16 protein-coding genes and 1 pseudogene are annotated in these 19,360 nt (G+C 52.3%); 9 read left to right on the top strand and 8 right to left on the bottom strand.

The window, feature by feature from the left end; genetic code table 11:
* Positions 1-95: 95 nt before the first annotated feature.
* Positions 96-832 (bottom strand): annotated as a pseudogene (locus FQ179_RS09805) (type IV toxin-antitoxin system AbiEi family antitoxin domain-containing protein).
* Positions 833-1,280: 448 nt separating this feature from the next.
* Entirely contained in the window at positions 1,281-2,195 is a 915-nt protein-coding gene (locus tag FQ179_RS09800; protein WP_255474935.1) for a LysR family transcriptional regulator, read from the bottom strand.
* 32 nt (positions 2,196-2,227) lie between these two features.
* Here FQ179_RS09800 and FQ179_RS09795 point away from each other — a divergent pair, with 32 nt between their 5' ends.
* Genes FQ179_RS09795 through FQ179_RS09785 form a run of 3 tightly spaced genes read left to right on the top strand, consistent with a single transcriptional unit; the run spans position 2,228 to position 5,762 of the window.
* On the top strand, positions 2,228-3,376 hold the full coding sequence (locus tag FQ179_RS09795; protein WP_255474934.1) for a tripartite tricarboxylate transporter substrate binding protein: 1,149 nt from the start codon (positions 2,228-2,230) through the stop codon (positions 3,374-3,376).
* Between the two features lie 30 nt (positions 3,377-3,406).
* Positions 3,407-5,137 carry an amidohydrolase family protein gene (locus tag FQ179_RS09790; protein ID WP_149397134.1) on the top strand — a complete coding sequence of 577 codons (1,731 nt, stop codon included), beginning with the start codon at positions 3,407-3,409 and terminating at the stop codon, positions 5,135-5,137.
* Positions 5,130-5,762, top strand: coding sequence for a malonic semialdehyde reductase (locus FQ179_RS09785; protein WP_149397655.1), 633 nt, complete (start codon positions 5,130-5,132; stop codon positions 5,760-5,762). The genes FQ179_RS09790 and FQ179_RS09785 overlap by 8 nt, the downstream gene beginning before the upstream one ends.
* A 525-nt stretch (positions 5,763-6,287) precedes the next feature.
* Here the strand turns inward: FQ179_RS09785 and FQ179_RS09775 are convergent.
* Positions 6,288-6,947, bottom strand: coding sequence for a TetR/AcrR family transcriptional regulator (locus FQ179_RS09775; RefSeq protein ID WP_149397132.1), 660 nt, complete (start codon positions 6,945-6,947; stop codon positions 6,288-6,290).
* 669 nt (positions 6,948-7,616) lie between these two features.
* Between FQ179_RS09775 and FQ179_RS09770 the strand changes: the two genes are divergently transcribed.
* The 4 genes from FQ179_RS09770 to FQ179_RS09755 are packed head-to-tail and all read left to right on the top strand — an operon-like array spanning position 7,617 to position 12,098.
* A complete protein-coding gene (locus FQ179_RS09770; protein WP_370459858.1) occupies positions 7,617-9,794 on the top strand; it encodes a TonB-dependent receptor in 2,178 nt (725 codons plus the stop codon).
* A 20-nt stretch (positions 9,795-9,814) separates the two neighbouring features.
* Positions 9,815-10,072 (top strand): DUF3649 domain-containing protein, encoded by a 258-nt coding sequence (locus FQ179_RS09765; protein WP_255474933.1) that lies wholly within the window; start codon positions 9,815-9,817, stop codon positions 10,070-10,072.
* Positions 10,069-11,784, top strand: coding sequence for a PepSY domain-containing protein (locus FQ179_RS09760; RefSeq protein WP_149397129.1), 1,716 nt, complete (start codon positions 10,069-10,071; stop codon positions 11,782-11,784). Before FQ179_RS09765 ends, FQ179_RS09760 begins: the two co-directional genes overlap by 4 nt.
* Entirely contained in the window at positions 11,781-12,098 is a 318-nt protein-coding gene (locus FQ179_RS09755; RefSeq protein ID WP_149397128.1) for a DUF3325 domain-containing protein, read from the top strand. Before FQ179_RS09760 ends, FQ179_RS09755 begins: the two co-directional genes overlap by 4 nt.
* Before the next feature lie 38 nt (positions 12,099-12,136).
* On the opposite strand, the gene FQ179_RS22445 is transcribed toward FQ179_RS09755, so the two are convergent.
* The 3 genes from FQ179_RS22445 to FQ179_RS09740 all read right to left on the bottom strand — a co-directional run bounded on the left by FQ179_RS22445 (position 12,137) and on the right by FQ179_RS09740 (position 14,201).
* On the bottom strand, positions 12,137-12,259 hold the full coding sequence (locus FQ179_RS22445) for a hypothetical protein (RefSeq protein WP_255474932.1): 123 nt from the start codon (positions 12,257-12,259) through the stop codon (positions 12,137-12,139).
* 151 nt (positions 12,260-12,410) lie between these two features.
* A complete protein-coding gene (locus FQ179_RS09745; RefSeq protein WP_149397126.1) occupies positions 12,411-13,013 on the bottom strand; it encodes an NADPH-dependent F420 reductase in 603 nt (200 codons plus the stop codon).
* 252 nt (positions 13,014-13,265) lie between these two features.
* On the bottom strand, positions 13,266-14,201 hold the full coding sequence (locus tag FQ179_RS09740) for a LysR family transcriptional regulator (protein WP_149397125.1): 936 nt from the start codon (positions 14,199-14,201) through the stop codon (positions 13,266-13,268).
* A 635-nt stretch (positions 14,202-14,836) separates the two neighbouring features.
* Between FQ179_RS09740 and FQ179_RS09730 the strand changes: the two genes are divergently transcribed.
* Positions 14,837-15,778 carry a tripartite tricarboxylate transporter substrate binding protein gene (locus tag FQ179_RS09730; protein ID WP_188074571.1) on the top strand — a complete coding sequence of 314 codons (942 nt, stop codon included), beginning with the start codon at positions 14,837-14,839 and terminating at the stop codon, positions 15,776-15,778.
* Positions 15,775-16,875 (top strand): NAD/NADP octopine/nopaline dehydrogenase family protein, encoded by a 1,101-nt coding sequence (locus FQ179_RS09725; RefSeq protein WP_188074570.1) that lies wholly within the window; start codon positions 15,775-15,777, stop codon positions 16,873-16,875. The genes FQ179_RS09730 and FQ179_RS09725 overlap by 4 nt, the downstream gene beginning before the upstream one ends.
* On the opposite strand, the gene FQ179_RS09720 is transcribed toward FQ179_RS09725, so the two are convergent.
* The gene (locus tag FQ179_RS09720; RefSeq protein WP_188074569.1) at positions 16,864-17,811 is read right to left on the bottom strand and encodes a LysR family transcriptional regulator; all 948 of its coding nucleotides are present in this window, start codon (positions 17,809-17,811) and stop codon (positions 16,864-16,866) included. The two genes, FQ179_RS09725 and FQ179_RS09720, sit on opposite strands and share 12 nt — an antisense overlap.
* A 298-nt stretch (positions 17,812-18,109) precedes the next feature.
* Positions 18,110-19,357 carry an amidohydrolase family protein gene (locus tag FQ179_RS09715; RefSeq protein ID WP_149397120.1) on the bottom strand — a complete coding sequence of 416 codons (1,248 nt, stop codon included), beginning with the start codon at positions 19,355-19,357 and terminating at the stop codon, positions 18,110-18,112.
* Between the last annotated feature and the right edge of the window lie 3 nt (positions 19,358-19,360).

The raw sequence follows: 19,360 nt of genomic DNA, 5'->3' as shown, positions 1-19,360 counted from the left end.
CGCGATTCTGTTGGTGTTGTTAAAACAAATGGTCCTTCTTCATCGACACGTTGAAGGTGAAGCCTTTTGCGCCTTCAAGGGTATCAGCGTAGGTTTTATCCATAAGGGTTCAAGCTTAGTAGTGTGCCGTCGGGGAGCTGGCTCATCCAACGTTTATTACTGCCCGTGCGCAGGGCATAGCAGGCCCAAGAGATTATCCACGTTCACAACGTCGGTTTCCCGCGCCCAGGTGAGGAACAGGCGAACGGCTTTCACGCTGGTGCAGCAAGCTAGCAACTGGCCGAGCAGTTCCTTGCATGGTGAACGCAGGCCGTCAAAGAGATTGCGTGCTTCTTGCAGGCTTTGCCTGGTACCGGCGTCGTACAGCATTTCCAGCACGGCGCGCTCGGCGACCGATACGCACAAGCCTTCGGGTTGGCCAGGCGGCGTGCCCAAGTTCTTGGCAGGCAGCGTATTGTCGGGCCAGTCGAAAAGACTGGCGTAGACGTAGCGCGCCGGAAAGCGCGCGGTGAACCAAGTTGGCGGGGTGTGGCGGACGGTTACCCCACAACACCAGCGTATGGCGGCTGCCCAGGTTGTGCCTGACACCATGCATGGCTAGGGCGCTCTTGCCCCCGACATAAAGGCCGGACACGTGTTGTTGGAGAAACTGCAATGCGCCATAGACGCTGAAGTTGTCATTGGGGAAGGCGTAAACGCCTTGAGCTAGGCGCACGAGCCATCCATTTTTGGCATAGGATGCGGCGAGCGTGGGCGACTCCCCAAGCGCGGCCAGGGTGGCCAAATTAAATGGCGCACCGCGTGGAAGGTCAGATTGCAGACGTTTGATCAGATTGTGTCTTTAATTTATATCCATAGATTATAAATAGCACAAAATCTAATCATTTTTTCGGGTTTTTACAGAAAGGATATGCGGCGACAGTCCTACGGGCAGTTCACGTTGTTGAGGTCGTTGACTGTAGTTATCCGGAATTTCTGGACAACTCAGTTTCGCTCCAGTTCGTAATCTAATGTCTGGCTATGTGCCGTACGGAAAAGCATAATTTCATGAAACTTCAACTCGGACAAGAAGCATCGCTGCCTTGGGCACAGTCAAGGCGTAGCACACTTACGTGTAGGGGTGGGGTTCGCGTAGTTACGCTTGACCATTTCGCACTTTAATTTCTTGAGCAGAGTTTGGCTGTATTTTTTTGTCGACTGCCTGTCCGAATATGAGAGCTGTCTACGGGGAATAAGTGTTTATTGTGGTCAATGGCTGGTACGACATACGTCCTTATTATTTATTTCTCAAGCGCAGGGATAATCGTTTGAATTAAATCGATGACTGTTTCGACAGCTGGCGTCAACGTGAGATGGGCGTGATGAATAATACTGCAGGTTAAATTCGCACCATCGGAATAAGTCATTGGAAGTTGTACTAATTGCCCTGACTGAACGGATGAAAAGATGGCCTCACGCGTTGAAAATAGCACTGTGTCGCCGGACATGGCAACGTCCCGTAAGGCGTCAATGTTGTTGCATTCCAAGGTAATAGGCAGCTGTTCACTATCTGTCAGTCCATATACTGTGGCAAGTTGTTGCCGGGCGCGCGGGGGCAGATCGGTGGTCGCTAAGCCGTACTTCATGACTTGTTGAGTTAGCGCTGATGGGGATACTTTCAATAAGGGGTGGTCGGCTCGAACAAATAGCCCCGCTGTTTGATTAGGTAAAGGTCGGGTCGCGTACTGCGACGATGGCGGCAAGCTGTGCGTAATGGCCACTACAAAATCTAGCTTCTTGCGGTCAAGCTTGTCGAGCAACCGGTGCCAGCTTTCTATTTCTACATGAATGCTAATGCGTGGGTAACCGACAGCAATTTGTCGTAATAAGGGCGAAAGAAATGCCGCAGCAGGGAAAACGCCTGCGCCAAAACGAACCTTACCTGTATTGTGGCCGCGCAACATGATGGCGTCGCGCTTAAGCGCATTTGCCCCAGTCAATAGATGCTCTACGTGTTGGAGCATGAATTGCCCAGACTGTGTTAGCGACACACCACCTGGAGTTCTATCAAAAAGACGCAAATCAAGCGTCGCCTCAAGAGACTGGATACTGCGGCTCAATGCAGATTGAGTTACATGAAGCCTTTGTGCCGCACTTGTATAGCTTTTTTCCTCGACTAGGACTGCGAAGTGCTCCAACTGACGAAGACTGAACATGATGATTTTTTCTCATAGAATCTTCAACTATTATGCATTTGATTCGTGGTCGTATCAACTCTATATTGATTTCTTGGTCGATTTCAGTGGTTTTGTTTATTTTTTTACTGACCGGCCATTTTAATTACATCGCACTGCGAAAAAATTATTACCACCCTAAGGGGGGAGACACTATGTACATAAAAAAAATGTTCTGTGCAATTCAGCAAATAGGCGTTGTCGGAGCTGTTTGCATCTTAAGTTTGACGTCAACCGCAGCTGTTGGCGCAAACGTAGAATGGCCCGCGCCTGGTAAGCCGGTGAACCTGATAGTTCCATTCCCTGCAGGATCAGGATCGGACACATTGGCACGCGCTATCGCTCATAAAGTATCGGAGCAGACAGGGGCCACTATCGTGGTCGACAACAAACCAGGTGCAAGCACCATCATTGGCGCCCAGCACGTGAGTCGTGCTCCTGCGGATGGCAACACGCTGCTTTACACCATAGTTGTCACACACACGCAGAACCCGCACCTGTTTAAAGATCTGCCCTATGACCCCTTCAAAGACTTCACACCCATCGTACAGGCGGTTCGATCAGCCACGGTTCTTGTTGCCAATAAGGATGCTCCGTTCAATACCACTGCAGAAATGATTGAATATGCCAAGAAGAATCCAGGAAAGCTTAATTTTGCTTCCTACAGTATCGGTTCGACCTCTCACTTAAATGGTGAGCTTCTGAAAATGAGCTCCGATATTGACATTGTTCATATTCCGTACAAGGGTACCGCCGACGCTACGGTCGCACTGATGGCAGGTGATGTGCAGATTTATTTTGATGGCACAGCAACCGCCGTTGAGAATGGCAAGGCCCGTAAAGTCAAACTGCTGGGGCCGGCTACAGATAAGCGACTGCGTGTGTTGCCTGACCTTCCGACGCTCGCTGAACAAGGTATTCCTGGGTTGGATATCGTGGGATGGCAAGGGATATTCGGCCCTGGCAACATGCAACCTGAACTGGCAGAGCGAATTGCATCAGTTTTTCGGGACGCATTGCTCAGTGAAAAAATCACCAAAATGGTTGAGACACAGGGTAACGAAATAAGCGGGGCTGGTCCTGAAGAGTTTAAGTCGATAGTCAAAAATGATTATCAACGATGGGGTGATGTCATAAAAAAAGCGAATATCACACTCCAATAAACCGTACGAGAATTATTACAAGGAATGACGATGCATGATCTTTTAGTGCGTGGTGGCACAGTAATTGATGGAACGGGAAGCCCGGCTTTTGTTGCGGATGTCGCGATAACTGATGGTCGAGTTCAGGCTGTTGGTACAGGGTTAGGCCCGGCTCGTCGCGAACTAGATGCTGACGGTTGTGTCGTTACCCCTGGGTGGGTAGATGTGCATACGCACTATGACGGCCAAGCTACTTGGGACCCTTACCTGAGTCCCAGCACCTGGCATGGCGTGACGACGGCAATCATGGGCAATTGTGGTGTCGGCTTTGCTCCAGTTAAACCCGATCGGCGGGAATGGTTGATTAAAGTGATGGAAGGCGTGGAAGATATTCCAGGCACAGTCCTATCTGAGGGAATTGAGTGGGAGTGGGAAACCTTCCCTGAGTATTTGGATGCGTTGGACCGGCGCCCTAAAGCCTTAGATATTGGTGCCCAGATCCCTCATTCTGCAGTTAGGGCGTACGTAATGGGTGATCGCGCCATCCATCATGATGAAGCTTCCCCTGCTGACTTGCGTGAGATGCGTGAAATAGTGCGCGAGGGGCTGTTAGCCGGCGCAGTGGGCTTCTCGACAGGGCGAACTTTTTTGCATAAGTACGATGGGCGAAAGTACCCTCCAGGTACTTTTGCCACTGAAGACGAGGTGATGTCGTTAGGTACCGTCATGGCCGAAGTGGGTCATGGAGCCTTTCAGATGACGAGTAATCATCCAAATATGGAACAAGAGATGCCGTGGTTGACGGCCCTTGCAAAGCATAATCAACTTCCCGTGCTCTTTAACCTGCAACAGACTGATGAGGCCCCCGATGTTTGGAAAACCATACTGGGCTTACTCAATGATGCTCAAACAAACCAAGTGCCATTATTTGCGGGTATCAGTGGGCGCCCACTAGGTATCTTGTTTTCCTGGCAAAGTACCTTACATCCTTTTATAGGGGTGAGTGCCTATAAAGCGTTAGGCTCACTTCCTTTCAAAGAAAAGCTTAAAAAGCTTCGAGACCCAGCAATTCGTGCACAAATCCTGCAGGAGAAAACAGAGCACCTAGACCGTCGTTCCGCGACGTTGTTCGGCAATTTTCATAAAATATTCCCCCTTGCAATCAATGGTGTTGCTGAGTATGAGCCGGCACCAGAGCACAGCGTTGCGGCAGTCGCCCGGCATACAGGGCGTGAACCTCTTCACATTATTTATGATTGGATGATGGAGAAAGAAGGTACTGCTATTTTATATTTTCCTTCGTTTAACTACTCGAATGAAAACTTGGACCATCTGCATGATCTATTGCAGCATGAAGGCACAGTAAATAGCTTATCCGACGGTGGGGCTCATTGTGGCTATATTTGTGATGTAAGCATGCCCACATTTATGCTGACACATTGGACTCGCGATCGCACGCGGGGGGCACACTTGCCCTTGGAATGGATCGTCAAAAGACAAACGTCTGACACGGCACGCATCTATGGGTTAACTGATCGAGGCATTTTGAAGCCAGGATTTAAGGCCGATATCAACATCATCGACATGGAGAAACTGCAGGTGCATGTTCCAGAAATGGTGTTTGATTTGCCGGCAGGAGGGCGACGCCTTGTTCAGCGAGCGGACGGGTATGTTGCGACGTTGGTGGCGGGTGAGCCTATTTTTCTGAATGGGGAAGCTACGGGTGCTTTGCCAGGCAAATTGTTGCGTGGCGGCAAAATACAAGGAGGGAAACATGCTTAATGTGGACGTTATTCAGGATCAAGCCCAAGCTGAGCGCGGTAGTATCGACGACACGGCTATTAACCAGCTTTTTGATAACGCGCGCACCTACCGAGACTGGTGGCCTACGCCTGTACCCTCATCTACGTTGAAAGAGTTGTATAGGCTTGCCGCATTGGGGCCAACCTCGGCCAACTGTAGCCCCCTGCGGGTTATGTTTGTGTGCAGTGAAGATGCTAAAGCCCGACTACTGCCCCTGGTCGACAAAGGAAATCGCGCGTCCACGAGCAGTGCTCCAGTCACCGCCATCCTCGCGTACGATCTGCGCTTTTATGATCAGTTGATTCATCTTTATCCTCATCAGGCCACTGCCGCGTCTTGGTTTAATCGATCCGATACCTTAATTGAACGCACCGCCCTGCAAAACAGTAGCCTACAGGGCGGCTACTTCGTTTTGGCAGCGCGCGCATTAGGGCTTGATTGTGGGCCAATGGGCGGGTTCGATGCTGAAGCGATAGCCAAAGAGTTTTTCCCAGACGGTTCATGTCGGGTTAATTTTCTTTGTAATCTAGGAAATGGTCGGGACACTTCTGGCTACGAACGCTTACCACGGTTGGATTTTATGCAGGCGTGTGAGCTCGTTTGATGGGCGCATCGGAGAGACTGCGCGACGGCGATGTAATGTTTGTCGTACCCATATTGGGCTTTATCATGCCTAATATGGGTATGTTTGACTAGATCTATTTATGTGATTTAGCTATGCGAATTCGGCCGAAACATGCGGGCCTTTCTACAGCAGTGGATAGGCACCTGCGTGAGCTAGTGACTAGTGGCAGGTTGAAAAAGTTCGCCCAGGGCCTTTATCACTCGCCCAAACAATCCGTTTTTGGGCTTCTGCCTCCTGCAGACGATCTGGTGGTGGTGACCTTCAGGCCCTTCCAAAGTGTGACGCGCCGCGTCACAAATGTCGTTCGGCACTCAATTTCGGCTTGACTGGTGCTACTTCGGGGTGAGTGCATCAACCATAAATATTCCTAAACGGGCAGGTAGAAAAAAATCCGGCTTACTTCTGAGCAGGTATAAAAATCAAATTTTCACCTGCGTCGCTAAATACCGCATCTCGAATTGTCGTCTCGCCTGTTTGCCAAGACCGTGCCGACTTTAATGCTATTTATTTTTTAGGGTGATTATCGTTCGGTTGCGAAGCCGAACTGTTGAGACCTGCGTCTTCCTCTAGCATGATTAGTGCCCCGATGATGAGAGCTTGCATACCCTGAATCAATTCAGTTTCCATCTCCGCTTCTTCCGCTGCACGGTCGGCTTTCACGGTGGGTTCTTGTCCTGCTACCGAATATACCGTGTCGCTTACGGCGATGCAGTGGAATGCCACCGTCGCAAGTAGCCAGCGTGATTTTTCCTCAGAAATTCCGTACGTACAGGCAATATAGCTCTGGTGCTCTCTGATTTTTGCGAGCATGGGTTCGGTTGCCGCCAGTCTGCGGATCACGTAGGGCGTTAGCCCGGGATGGGCCTTGACGAACTCTCGTATAGATGTCGTGAACGTGATCAGGTAATTTTTCAGTCCGTCATCGCCATTGCCTTCGCCCCGCGGAAGATCCCAGCGGGTGAAGATGGCCTCTGCGACCAGGTGTTTGAGCGCCTCAAGACTCGAAACGTGTTTGTAAAGCGCCATATGGCTGACGCCGAGTGCGGCGGCGACGCCAACAAAGGTAATGTTGGGCAAGCCGATCTGGATGCCCGCGTTAGCAATTCGTTCGCGTGTGATGGTAGGAGGTCGCCCGCGCGCTGCCACGTCTTTTGGTGTTTTCATGTCTGTTCCTTGCCTGATCATAACAATCCTGTATGCGGTTTGCATGACGTCTATTAATTAGTTTACTATCATGCAACAAATTGTTGGTCTTAGTGTTGTTAGTGATTTTTTGCCCAGTTTTCGGTCAAGCATTAGAGACCAATTGACTGGTACTGAGTCACTGCCTATTGTGCGGGCCAGGATGTTATCAGGGCTTAGTTGCACGTAATGGCCTGGCACTGCGACGGCCATTGTCAGCTCTTCAGGAGAGCACAAATTGACGTAGACACGTTCAGTGCAATAACGATCTGATTGCAATGGAATTTGCTTAATCCGCTGCTGCAGCAAAGTGGTGCCTGCAAGAACGGACGTATGTTGTTTTTTGATTCGAACGCTTGGTACGTCACATGTACAAGCGTGATTTCTGTGTAGCACGTCATCGACGGCGTCATTAACGGTTGTCGAGATTGATTGAGTACAGCGCAATGATTTAAACGTTCAAACATTAAAGGTAATAGTTCTCTATCTCATTATTGTTTTCATTACCGATTTAACAAAAACCATCTCCTCTACAGAAAGGATCCCGATATGCACACGCCGTGCCATCAGTACCACATCGTATGTTCTTTACTAGGAAGAACGAGTCAATACCCCGCATTCACCCTGAACCGCACAGCTTGCGCTGTGCGGATGGCATTGCTACTCGGACTGGCGTTCTGCACTTTAGTTGTGGCCACACCAACATTGGCACAGCCGAGCGGTGACGTGGCAGACGCGCAAGTAAAACAGACTCAAACATCTTCCTCTGACGATGTCGCTGCGTTGCCGAAGATCACGGTGCAAGGCCAAGAGGGGGGAGCCGTTCAGACTTATCCGGGTGGGCAAGTGACGACTGGCGGTCGCGTTGGGCTACTTGGCGTCATGGACTTCATGGAAACGCCATTTAACACCATCAGCTACACGGACAAGTTCATCGAAGATCTGCAAGCCAGGGACATCAGCGAAGTCATCTCCAAGACTGACCCGTCGGTATTTACCAGTGGTATTCCTGGAGAGAGCAATGAGAGCTATTCGATCCGCGGTTTTAGATCTGACGTGGGCGATGTGACCATCAATGGCTTGGCTGGCATGGCAGGCTATTACCGTAACTCTCCCGAGATGTTTGAGCGTATTGACGTGCTCAAGGGGCCTTCTGCGTTGCTCAATGGCATGCCACCCAAGGGGTCGGCGGGTGGCGCAATCAACCTGGTGACCAAGCGTGCGGGCGATGAGCCCTTAACGCGTCTAACGGGAACCTATATGTCGGACTCGCATTTTGGCGGCCATATCGATATGGGTCGTCGCTTCGGCGAGACCAAGCAGTTTGGCATCCGTTTCAATGGCGTCTATCGGGATGGCGAGACAGCGGTGAAGGCGCAGGATAAGAAAATTTCGATGGCATCCCTTGGACTGGACTGGCGCGGTGAGCGCGCACGCGTGTCGGCAGACCTGTACCACAGTAAAGATCGGGCAAATGGCTTAACCCGAGGCATGACGCTTGCCCCCGGCTTGCCATTACCTACGCCACCGAAGCCAGATGTGTCGTGGAATCCGCCATGGGCGTTCTATGAAACGACGGACAAAGGAGCCTTGCTGCGCGGTGAATTCGATTTGACCGATCAGCTGACAGCCTATGCCGCAGCAGGCATCAGCAAGACGGAGTTTAATTCCAATATGGGTTCGGGCCAAATTTTCAACCAGGCCGGTGACTTCCAGATCAACTTCAGCGGCGTATCCGATAAGGTGGAGCGGAAGTCGGCTGAGGTGGGGCTGATGGGCAAAGTTCGCACGGGTTCGGTGGGGCATCAGTTCGCGGTCAACGCCACCCATTACAGCGAAGAGTATCACCTTAACGGCTTTAGAAACCTGCTGCCCCAGGCCTGGGTGACTAACATCTACAACCCTGTGTGGGGTCCCGAATCTGCACGCCCCAGCAACATACCGAAGATCAGCAGAACCGAAACGCGTCTGACCAGTGTTGGCTTCGCGGACACCCTTTCGTTTGCTCAGGACAGAGTGCAACTCACGCTTGGCGCACGTCGTCAGGAAGTGATCAACGAAAGTTTCAACGGTACGACCGGCGTGCGCACAGGTAGTCGTTATAAAGAAAGCGCAACCACGCCGGCAGTAGCCGTCTTGGTCAAGGCAACCGATAAAATCTCGGTGTATGCCAACTATATCGAGGGCCTGAGCCAGGGCGCCATGGCACCCAACACGGCAGCCAATGCGGGCGAAGTCTTCGCACCCTACAAGACCAAACAGAAGGAAGTCGGCATCAAACTTGACCTTGGTGAATTCGCCCACACGGTCAGCCTATATGAAATCAAGCGTCCAGGCAGCTACAGCGATCCTTACACCAACGTCTTTTCTTTCGGCGGTGAACAGCGCAATCGGGGCGTGGAATGGGGGTTTTTTGGTTCACCAGTGCAAGGCGTGCGCCTGATGGGCGGCATCGCCTATTCAGACCCAGAAGTAACGAAAGCAGCAAGCCCTGCTAATCAGGGCAAGCAGGCTACAGGGCTACCCAAATGGCAGGCCAAGCTTGGTGTGGAGTGGGATATCCCGGCACTGCGAGCGCTGACGCTCACGGCGAACGCGACTGCGGCATCAAAGCAATACCTTAATGCAGATAACTCGTTATCGGTGCCTGGCCATACTGTGTTTGACGTGGGTGCCCGCTATACCACCAAGGTGTCAGGCCATCCGCTAACCTTGCGCGCAGCGGTCAACAATGTGACGAACAAGGCTTATTGGGCAAAACCACACTTCACGAGTCTGGCATTGGGCGCGCCGCGTACTTTCATGCTCTCGGCTAGTGTCGATTTCTGATCGTGTTTCGGAATTTTCCATTGATATCGCGCTTAGCTGCTGCCATTCTCGGTGGCTATACACTGGCGGCCTTGCTATCAGTCGCTGCGCTTGCTTTGCCCGTCCGATCGTCTGAAGCGGCTTTGATTGGCATGACGGCCAGTTTTCTGGTCTATGCCGCTGCGGTTATTTGGGTGTTTGCTGTACGCTCTGCCACCCGTGCCTGGGGAGGGCTGTTGGTGGCCGCTGTGCTGTTGCTGCCGGTAGCTGCTTGGGTTTGGTATGGGGGCGGGGCATGAGCGAACTCATTCAAAATACGCATCCACGACCGAAAACGGAGTCAGTAAAACCGGCACGGGCCGCCAAGCCTGCCGTCAAGCCGCGTGGCATACGTCAGTCCATGTCCGACCTGCATATCTGGACGGGCTTGCTGGCGGGCTGGATTCTGTACTCCATGTTTCTGACGGGCACGGCCGCGTACTTCCGCGAGGAAATGACGCGTTACATGCGCCCCGAACTGGTCGCTTCAGCGACGCTGCCACCTGCTGAAGTCGCGCAGCGCGTATTGGATAGCATACAAACCCGGACTCCCGCAGCCACGCAAGTCAGCATTACTCTACCCACTGAGCGCCAGCCGTTCGCCAGCGCCTTCTGGCGCGACCCCCAAGCACGGGGGCGCGGCATCGGTAATGGTGTGTTTGATGCCGAGACGGGTCAGTCATTGCAAGCTAGAGAGACAAGCGGCGGAGATTTCTTCTATCGCTTTCACTTCAATTTTCACTATATGTCCGCTTTGTGGGCGCGCTGGATTGCAGGGTTCTGCGCCATGTTCATGCTGGTGGCCATAATCAGCGGTGTTATCACTCACAAGAAAATTTTCACGGACTTTTTTACATTCCGCTGGGGAAAAGGTCAGCGCTCCTGGTTGGATGCGCATGCCGGGCTGTCTGTCTTGGGCCTGCCGTTTCATTTCATGATTACCTGGAGCGGACTAATCACTTTAATGGTGATGTATATGCCTTTCGGTTTACAGGCCTTGCCTTCGCAGGCGGATCGAACCGCCGTTGCCAGTGAAATGCGGTTCTTCATGCCCGCAGGCAAACCAGCGGGCGAGGCAGCAGCGCTTCTGCCTGTCGGCTCATTTATCCAACAGGCTGAACAGCGTTGGGGCCAGGGAGGCGTGGGTTCGATTCAGGTAAATAATCCTGGCGATGCCGCGGCTAAGATCGTCATTGTTCGACAACAGGCACTGCGAGTATCGACCACACCGCAGTACGTGGTGTTCGATGGTATATCGGGTAAGTTGCTGCAGTTCAAGGATGGCTCCGGCCCAGCGGCCACCTTCCAAGGTGTATTGTATGGCCTGCACTTGGGGCGTTTTGCCGACATCATTGCACGCTGGCTGTATTTCATCATCAGCATGGCTGGCACGGCTATGGTGGGTACGGGGCTGGTGCTATGGACGGTCAAGCGTCGAGCCAAGCTGCCTGACCCGGAAAAGCCTTACTTCGGCTTCCGACTGGTCGAGCGCCTGAACATCGCCGCCATTGCGGGGTTGCCGGTAGCCATGACGGCATTCTTCTGGCTTAACCGTTTGCTGCCGCTAGATATGGCGCAGCGGGCCACCTGGGAAATCCATGGCTTCTTCATCATCTGGGCCGGTACGTTGGCTTGGGCGTTGATGCGTCCAGCCAAGCGGGCTTGGGTTGAACTGTTCTGGCTGGCTGCGGCTCTGATGGTCTTGTTGCCGGTGTTGAATGTATTCACGACAGATCGGAGCTTGTTCAAAAGCCTGCAGGACGGCGATTGGCTATTTGCCGGCTTTGACCTTGCCATGCTGGTTTTTGCGGCTTTGCTTGCCTATTTGGCTATGTGCACGGCGCGCCATCAGCCCCGGACCAAGCCGGTGCGTAAGAAACGTTCCGCTTTAGCGACGCGTGCTTCGGCGCCCGGTTCGGCTGCAAGTGACTCAGTGACACCCGCCTCGGCTTCCGCAGGAGAAAATACATGATCGGCCAGGTTTTCTGGCTAACTCATGCCGTGCTTTTTCTGCTTGCGCTGGTGGGCTTTGCTTGCTTGGCGCTGTCAATGATCCGCCATCAGGAGGATCTGTTTGGCCACGCATTGAACGCGCTGCTCACCCGAGGCCTGCGTGCAGCGGGTTGGCTGTTTTTGTTGCTGGCTTTATGGCTGGCTGCAGCAAGCATGGGGTGGAGCTTTGGATTGACAGTCTATAGCGGCCATACCAGTGCTGCTGCGGGTCTGGCATTCATCGCACTGTTGGTTAAGAGCCATAACAGAGAGCGAAAGCGGGGCAGGCGTTAAGCGAAGGTCGCAGGTACCGTTATGAAACGAGTCGCCCTTTACTCCCCTTCGGCGATCGCGCGGCCAATGCCTGCTGTCGATCCGGTAACGATGGCCTTGCGGCCTTTAAGTTCGATCTTCATGCTGTTCTTTTCCAATAGTGTGTGCGTTAAGTGATCCATCCGCTGATCCGGTCTCGTCGCCGTCGACTGTCGTAGCCCACGCGAGCCTTTGGCTGGGCACGTACTCGGTCACGTCAATGTCGTTCAGTGCGTAGATGGCCAACGTCATCGAATCAAACCGCGCGGGCCAGACTACGTGGTCGTACATCGCTCACTGCTCTTTCTTGAATAGATCTTGAAAAATTAGCGGCGCCCAGCTCTTGTCCCGTGCCTGCACGAGCTGACCGCCTTCCGCAATCTTGCCGAGACTGATCGGCGCGTAGCCGAGCTTCTCGACCAGTGCGGCGACCGTCGCGGTCGCGCCTTCGTCGTCGCTCGATAGAAAGATCACCCGACGGCCTGCGGCGGTGGCAGGCTCCTGTTTGAGCACACCTGCGGGCAGATGGTTGAATGCCTTCACCAGATGCGCGCCAGGCAGCGCCTTCGCCACGATTGCTGAGGAAGGCAGGTTGTCCAGGTCGGACAGCGGCACACCATACGCATTGGTGACATCAATGACGATTTTGCCTTGCCACGTGGTGGCGGCCTTGGCAACTTCGCGGTGCGCCCAGAACGGCACCGCTAGGATGATTACGTCGGCCTTGAGTGCCTCCTGCAGCGTCATGGGAACAACCTTGTCGCCCAGCTCTTCGGCCAGCGGCGCGATGGAGTCTGGGCCACGCGTGTTGGCGATGCCGAACAAGATGCCGCTACGGGCAAATTGCAGCGCTAGGGCTTTACCGACGTTGCCGGTTCCGACGATGGAGTAAGTCATGTTGAATTCCTTGAATGAACGTTTATCAATCTCGAGGCCATCGTGGATTAGTTCGCCCCAGATTGCCCCGCACTGTTCAAATGATGGCGGACAACATGTATTTTTAAAAGAGGGGATATTTAGATGGGATCTATCTATATTTGAGATGTTAGGACACGTGACTGCTTAATGGCGGTAAGCGCACGTCCATGAGCGTGCTGTTGCTCGCCGACGCGCGCAGTCGTTGCGTCACCATCCACGCATGGGCTTTAACTACACTCGGTCTGGCCCGTTTCTGGTGGATGTGTCATCACTCTCATGAGCATTGACGGACAAACGCTTCAAGTGGTCGATGAGCCATCTTCCTGCTGGCCCAGGTGGCGCCGACGCCCGGTAACAAGCAGACATGGTTAATGCGAAGTCCTCACGCACATCGAGGAGCACCAGGCTCCCCACGGCAATGTCGGACTCCACCATGTGCCGAGGCATGCTGCCCCACCCAACGCCATCCCTGAGAAATGCGTGCTTGGTCGAAAGGTCTGCCAACCGCCACGTCGACGGAGATAAGACGCCGTAGTCTTTGCCGGACATCAGGCTCGAACGGTCAGTCAGCACGAGTTGCACATGCTTGGCCAGTTCGCGCTTGGGTATCCGGCCGCGAAACTTGGCCAGCGGATGCTGCGGTGACGCCACCATGACCAAGGGAATCTCGTCCAGGCGTTCACTGACCAGTGAGGGAAACTCGACAGGCAACGACGCCAGGATTCCAAGGCTGCAACGCTCATCCAGCACGGGTTGATACGCCGCGCCCAATCCCTCCACAAACAGTCGTAGCGGGGTCAACGGAAACTGTTCCGCGAATGACTTTGCCGCCGCTGCAATGGTAGCGGTCGGAAAGAACACGTCGACGACTACCGATAATTCGGCCTCAAGTCCTCCGGCCATGAGCTTGGCGCGCGCCTTCAGCGTATCGACCCCGGACACGATGTTGCGTGCGTCGGCGAGCAACAGTACACCTTCGGGCGTGAGCTTCGGAAAGCGTGCTGTGCGGTCAAATAGCGCGACGCCGAGTTGGGCCTCCAGGCTGCCGATCCACCCGCTTACTGCCGACTGCACGCGGTAGAGCTTGCGTCCTGCAGCCGAGAAGCTGCCTTCATCGGCTGCGGCGATGAAGGCCCTGATTTGGTCCAGCGAAACACCGTCCAGCATCGGAATCCATCCAAAATTTAGATAGTTTGAATCTAATTTTATCCACTTTTCAGATTCAACAGGAAATCCTATATTGGTTTGGACCTAACCACAAAGGCAAGGAAAAGCTGGCCGCTGGGCATGAACCGGCGCTGTCGCGAGTCGCGGCGCAGCGTGGATTGAAGATCAATCGATCTTTCTTGCATATACCGGAGTTTGTTGAGCAGCAATCCAAGCGGGTCGCCCCGCTCGGCAATCATCTCATCATGTTTATTAACCGCGCAATGAATCCGGTGAGCTGCGCTCGCGATCCCGGGACATTTACTTGGCGACGTGTTGAACTCAATGTCGTACTTGCGTTCTCGCCCTTCCAACCTGGCTGGGTGGCGTCAGTCCCGAGGCCTTTGAACGGGCCGCGGCGTGAGTTTGGAGAGTGTCGTAAATTCCTGGCATTCCAATATTGATTATGCAGGCCGAACCCAAGTCGGGATGTAAGAGCTTGAATACAATGTTAGCTTTTAGTGCTGACGAACATAAAAAAAGTTGATTGTTCATACTGCATGCAGTGCTTAGAATCATTGGACTTTGAATAATTGGGGGTCTTTATCATGGCGATTGATAGGCGTAGCTTCTTACTTGGTTCCTTAGCATCTGTCGTGTTTATTCCGCAGCTCGCTTCTGTCGTTCATGCAGCAGAGGTCACCGGTTACCCGGCCCGACCAATTCGTGTCATCGTTGCCTGGTCTCCTGGTGGGGCTACCGATGTTTTCGCCAGGATTGTTGCTGAGGCTCTGAGTAAAGAGTTAAATCAGTCGGTGATCGTTGAAAACCGACCGGGTGCCAACGGCACCATAGGCCAGAATTTTATCGCCAGTGCCGCGCCAGACGGATATAACGTCATTATCTCTACTAATAGTACGTTTGCTATTGCGCCGCATCTCTACAAGGATCTGCCGTTTAAGCAAACCGATTTTGCGCCGATTTCACTGCTTGGTGAAAGCCCGCTGGTTCTAGTGACGAAGAAAACGTTGAATGTCGATAACGTCGAGGATTTGATTGAGTACGCTAAGCACCACCCCGGCGAGCTCAATTTTTCAACGGGTGGCAGCGGCTCAACAAGTCATTTGGCTGCAGAGCTGTTTATGTCCGTGACAGGCACTGAAATGGTCCATATTCCCTACAAAGGTGGTGGTCCTGCCGCCATCGCGGTTGCGACCGAACAGGTGGATGTAGCGTTTTTGGATTTAGGTGTTGCTTTGCCTTTGTTGCGGTCCGATAGAATTGTTGGGTTGGGTCTGACTGGCACACGAAGGTCTCAGGAGGAGCCCGAATTAAAGACACTGGCAGAGCAAGGTCTTGGTGGTTTTGAAGTAACGACCACGTTCGCCATGTTTGCTCCTAGTGGGATTCGGGAGGAGGTTGGTCGTACTCTCTCCAAAGCCGTATCAGTGGTTCTGTCCGATAACGCTATTGAAATGCGACTGAGTAAAAACACTGTACAGATAATTAACCGGGGCAGTGCTGACTTGGCTAACTATGTTGCTGTGGAAAACCAGAAATGGGCCAAAGTCATCGAAGAAAGAAACATCAAGATATGATGGGCAAAGACGCTAATAGTTGGGTCGGCGCTGACCAGGATGGCATCGTTGTTATTGGTGCAGGAGCAGTAGGCTGTGCGACGGCTACATACATCGCTGAGCAAGGGCGCGACGTTGCTATCTGGTCGCCAACAGGTAAGCGACTGAGCATCGTAAATGAAAAGGAGGTCGAGTTTACAGTTACTCGGCAAGCTGGAAATAAGCTAGTAAGAGTTCAGGGTTTGATAGGCAAGGACGAGATAAGAAAATACCCAACAGTGATTGTTTGCCTCCCTGCTACTGCATATAGAACCGTCTTTGAAGATATTGTGGAGCACCTTGTTTCCGGACAGACAGTAATTATTAGCGGTGCGTTATCTCTTTCACCAGTTTGGCTCTACGAGCTGGGACGTAGGCATGGTGTCGAGTTGTGTGTGGTCGGTTGGGGAACAACATTGACCACCGCACACTTTCTGGCTGACGGGGTTTTGTACATGAATAGCCCTCGAGACGTGATCCCGATGTTTCCTGTCGGCACTAAAGATAATGGCAAACTGGCGTACGAGTTGTGTGTGAATATTTTTGGACGGCGGTTTTTACTAACTGCCACCTTGCTTGAGGCGACGCTAAGCAACATCAATCCGATTGCCCATGCCGCTGAAGTGATTCCAAATCTAACACGAATGGAAAAGGCCGAGGATTGGCCGCTGTTTGGCAATTTTCTTAGTGCAGGAGCGAGGCTTGCATCCGCGTTAGATGATGAACGCTTAGCTATTGCGAGTGCGTTCGATATCAGACTGCGAACGTTGGCTGAACATTATCGAAATTCTTATCATGTAGAAGGGAACACGCTCGCGGATGTCGTCGCTCAGATTGAGTCTACCGGACAAGGGCCATCTGGTCCTACCACGATCATGCATAGATACATATTAGAGGATATGCCTTTCGGTTTGGCGGTATTCGAGAAGCTGGCGCAGGCATGTAACGTTTCTGTCCCAGCAATCTCTGCCTGTTTAACGCTATTGAATATTTTCTATAGTCAGGACTTTAGAAAATCGAACGATTTGATCTTGGATCTTGATTTCGATACATTGTCTGACTATAAGCTATCTCTCTAACGTTTTAGAGATGGTTTCGCAAGACGATAATAAGCTTGTTATTTCGGGTCTGTGCTGAATTTTCTTTTTGCAAACAAAGACGATGTCAACATGTTCCAGAGCAGGCTCTACTGGCACTATCGAAAACATATTTGGTTCAGCCATAGCCCGTATTACACTGTCCGATAATAAGCCTATACCAATATTGCGTTTGATAAGACTTAGCGTTGTTGTTGCATTCGTTGCCTCAACGAGCGGGTTTATGTACTTGAGTTCGTGCTTATGTATTATCTGGTTGAAAAGAATACGTGTGTAAGTGGGATACGGAGGCAGTATCCATCTTTGGTTGACCAGATCCGACCAAGCTAAGGATTCCGTGCGTTTAGCAAGCGAATTTCCTCTGGCGCATACTACATTCCACGATTGTCTCAGAACTGTTTTTATAAAATATTCATTAAGCCCGAGACTCGCCAATTCTGAGGACGATTTCATCGTGATTAAAACATCGACCACGTCAGACTCTAGCAGTTTACTGCTATCTCCTAGTCGCTCTTCGTGGATTCTTACCCGATTGAGTTGAGGTTTTTGATAAAAATCCTCTAGCACTTGAGAAAGAAATGTCCATGCAATGAAAGGCGGCGTTGCTATTTTTATTGGCGTATCGCCATTTGCGGCATTGTCGATGTTCTGGATAAGTAAGCGTGTGTTGTCTAAAGTTCCCTTGGCATAGTCGAAAACCAGCGTGCCACTGTTGGTTAGCGTCATGCCGTTGGATGTTCTGTCAAATAGAGAGGTCTTTAGCAAGGACTCGATTTCGCGCAGGCTTTTACTGGCTGCTGCTGGAGTCATGTTCAATACCTTGGCAGCGGCTCTTAACGTACCATACTCGGCGAGTAAGCAAATTAGTTCTAGCTGCTTAAGCCGTAGCTTGGCAATCAACTGTCGCAACATATCCATGTCGGGTGGTTCTCCGGGGGGTAATCCTCCCATAAAAGGGACAAGGTAGAGTTTTCCAACAGCACTATTTAAGTAAATTTGCCTGAAGCCCTCACCTCACATCTTACCGACAGCCAACTATTCGCCATGCTGAAGAAAACGGAAGCCAGTACTCCCGTGCGAGAGCTTTACCGTGACCCTGGCATGAGTAGCGCCTCGTTCCATAAATGGAGCGTCAAGGGTTAAGTAGATCTTAGCTACAAGTGGTCATCTCACCACAGACACAAAATCTGCGTCTGTGGTGTCAGGCCGGCCCGGTTCAGGCGTTCTGATCAGCCGTAACTAGATGCTTAACGGTTACGCCACGATTGATGATCAACTGCAAGCTCTCCTCTGGGTTTACAAGTACGTTGATATCCTCAAGAGGGTCGTTCTGATAAGCAATAATATTGGCCAGCCCGCCTTCCAGGATTTCGCCAATACTGCCAACCCTGTCAAAGCATTCTGCGGCATTGACCGTCGCCTGACGGATCAGGTCGATGTTGCTGACGACTTTTGAGCGAATGCTAAATTCCTGCAGCTGGTGCCGCTGCATGGTACCCAGCAGATCGGATCCGTACAGCATCTTGACGCCCTTGTCATAGGCCATTTTCAGGGCGACGTTACCAGCCTCCAGCACCATGTAAATTTTTTCTTCCATCGAGGCCGGCAAACCGCTGGCCACGCCTTCGTTGGCCAGGGCCTGGTAGGTGATGAGGGTGGGTACCAGATATGCGCCGGTTTCGACAAAAAGATCGCAACATTCTTCATCAAGCAAATTGCCGTGCTCAATGGTCCTTACGCCGTTTTGGAGTAGGCGTTTGATGGCTCGTGCCGTGTAGGCGTGGGCCATGCAATAGATGTTTGCGGCCTCGGCCTCCGCGACGATCGCGCGTATTTCTTCTATCGAGAACTGCGTGCTGTCGATGCGATCGGTTGGCGATGAAACCCCGCCGGATGCCATGATCTTGATCTGTGTGGCCCCTTTGCGGATCTCGTCGCGCGCTGCACGACGCACTTCGGTCACGCCATCGACCACAACACCGAGCCCGGCACAGCAGAAACAGCCCTCAAATTCTCGGCGCCCTTTGGTTCGCACATCGCCGTGCCCCCCAGTTTGAGACAGTGCCTTGCCGCAAAACAGAATTTCTGGGCCCATCGCCGGGTTTTCCAGCGTAGCGGCTGCCAGGCCATAGTCGGCCCCGCCTGCATCGCGCACCGTGGTGAAACCGCGCTGCAGCATGCCGGAGAGGATTTCGGTGGACTTGATCGCTACATAGAAGGGCGACGAGATTTCGAGTTCGGCAAAGTCTGGAGTAATAGCCGTAGTGTGAACATGCGCGTCAATGAGGCCGGGCAACAGATGTAGCCCAGTGCAATCGATGATATTCGCATCACTCATACCGTCAGCGGCACTCGCGTCAGCGATTTTTTCGATCTTGTCACCCTTGATAATGATCGACCGATCGGTGTGATAGGTGCCAGAGCGGACATCCAGATAGCTGGCATTTTTTAGAACTGTATACATTCA

This window comes from Pusillimonas sp. ANT_WB101 (assembly GCF_008369125.1).
Classification (GTDB): domain Bacteria; phylum Pseudomonadota; class Gammaproteobacteria; order Burkholderiales; family Burkholderiaceae_B; genus Allopusillimonas.
This window is presented reverse-complemented; position numbering and strand designations above follow the sequence as displayed.

Bases quoted from the DNA above. Each gene is read 5' to 3' on its own strand.
- FQ179_RS09800 (WP_255474935.1), bottom strand. From the start codon at position 2,195: ATGTTCAGTCTTCGTCAGTTGGAGCACTTCGCAGTCCTAGTCGAGGAA.
- FQ179_RS09795 (WP_255474934.1), top strand. From the start codon at position 2,228: ATGCATTTGATTCGTGGTCGTATCAACTCTATATTGATTTCTTGGTCG.
- FQ179_RS09790 (WP_149397134.1), top strand. From the start codon at position 3,407: ATGCATGATCTTTTAGTGCGTGGTGGCACAGTAATTGATGGAACGGGA.
- FQ179_RS09785 (WP_149397655.1), top strand. From the start codon at position 5,130: ATGCTTAATGTGGACGTTATTCAGGATCAAGCCCAAGCTGAGCGCGGT.
- FQ179_RS09775 (WP_149397132.1), bottom strand. From the start codon at position 6,947: ATGAAAACACCAAAAGACGTGGCAGCGCGCGGGCGACCTCCTACCATC.
- FQ179_RS09770 (WP_370459858.1), top strand. From the start codon at position 7,617: ATGGCATTGCTACTCGGACTGGCGTTCTGCACTTTAGTTGTGGCCACA.
- FQ179_RS09760 (WP_149397129.1), top strand. From the start codon at position 10,069: ATGAGCGAACTCATTCAAAATACGCATCCACGACCGAAAACGGAGTCA.
- FQ179_RS09755 (WP_149397128.1), top strand. From the start codon at position 11,781: ATGATCGGCCAGGTTTTCTGGCTAACTCATGCCGTGCTTTTTCTGCTT.
- FQ179_RS22445 (WP_255474932.1), bottom strand. From the start codon at position 12,259: ATGGATCACTTAACGCACACACTATTGGAAAAGAACAGCATGAAGATC.
- FQ179_RS09745 (WP_149397126.1), bottom strand. From the start codon at position 13,013: ATGACTTACTCCATCGTCGGAACCGGCAACGTCGGTAAAGCCCTAGCG.
- FQ179_RS09740 (WP_149397125.1), bottom strand. From the start codon at position 14,201: ATGCTGGACGGTGTTTCGCTGGACCAAATCAGGGCCTTCATCGCCGCA.
- FQ179_RS09725 (WP_188074570.1), top strand. From the start codon at position 15,775: ATGATGGGCAAAGACGCTAATAGTTGGGTCGGCGCTGACCAGGATGGC.
- FQ179_RS09720 (WP_188074569.1), bottom strand. From the start codon at position 17,811: ATGGATATGTTGCGACAGTTGATTGCCAAGCTACGGCTTAAGCAGCTA.
- FQ179_RS09715 (WP_149397120.1), bottom strand. From the start codon at position 19,357: ATGTATACAGTTCTAAAAAATGCCAGCTATCTGGATGTCCGCTCTGGC.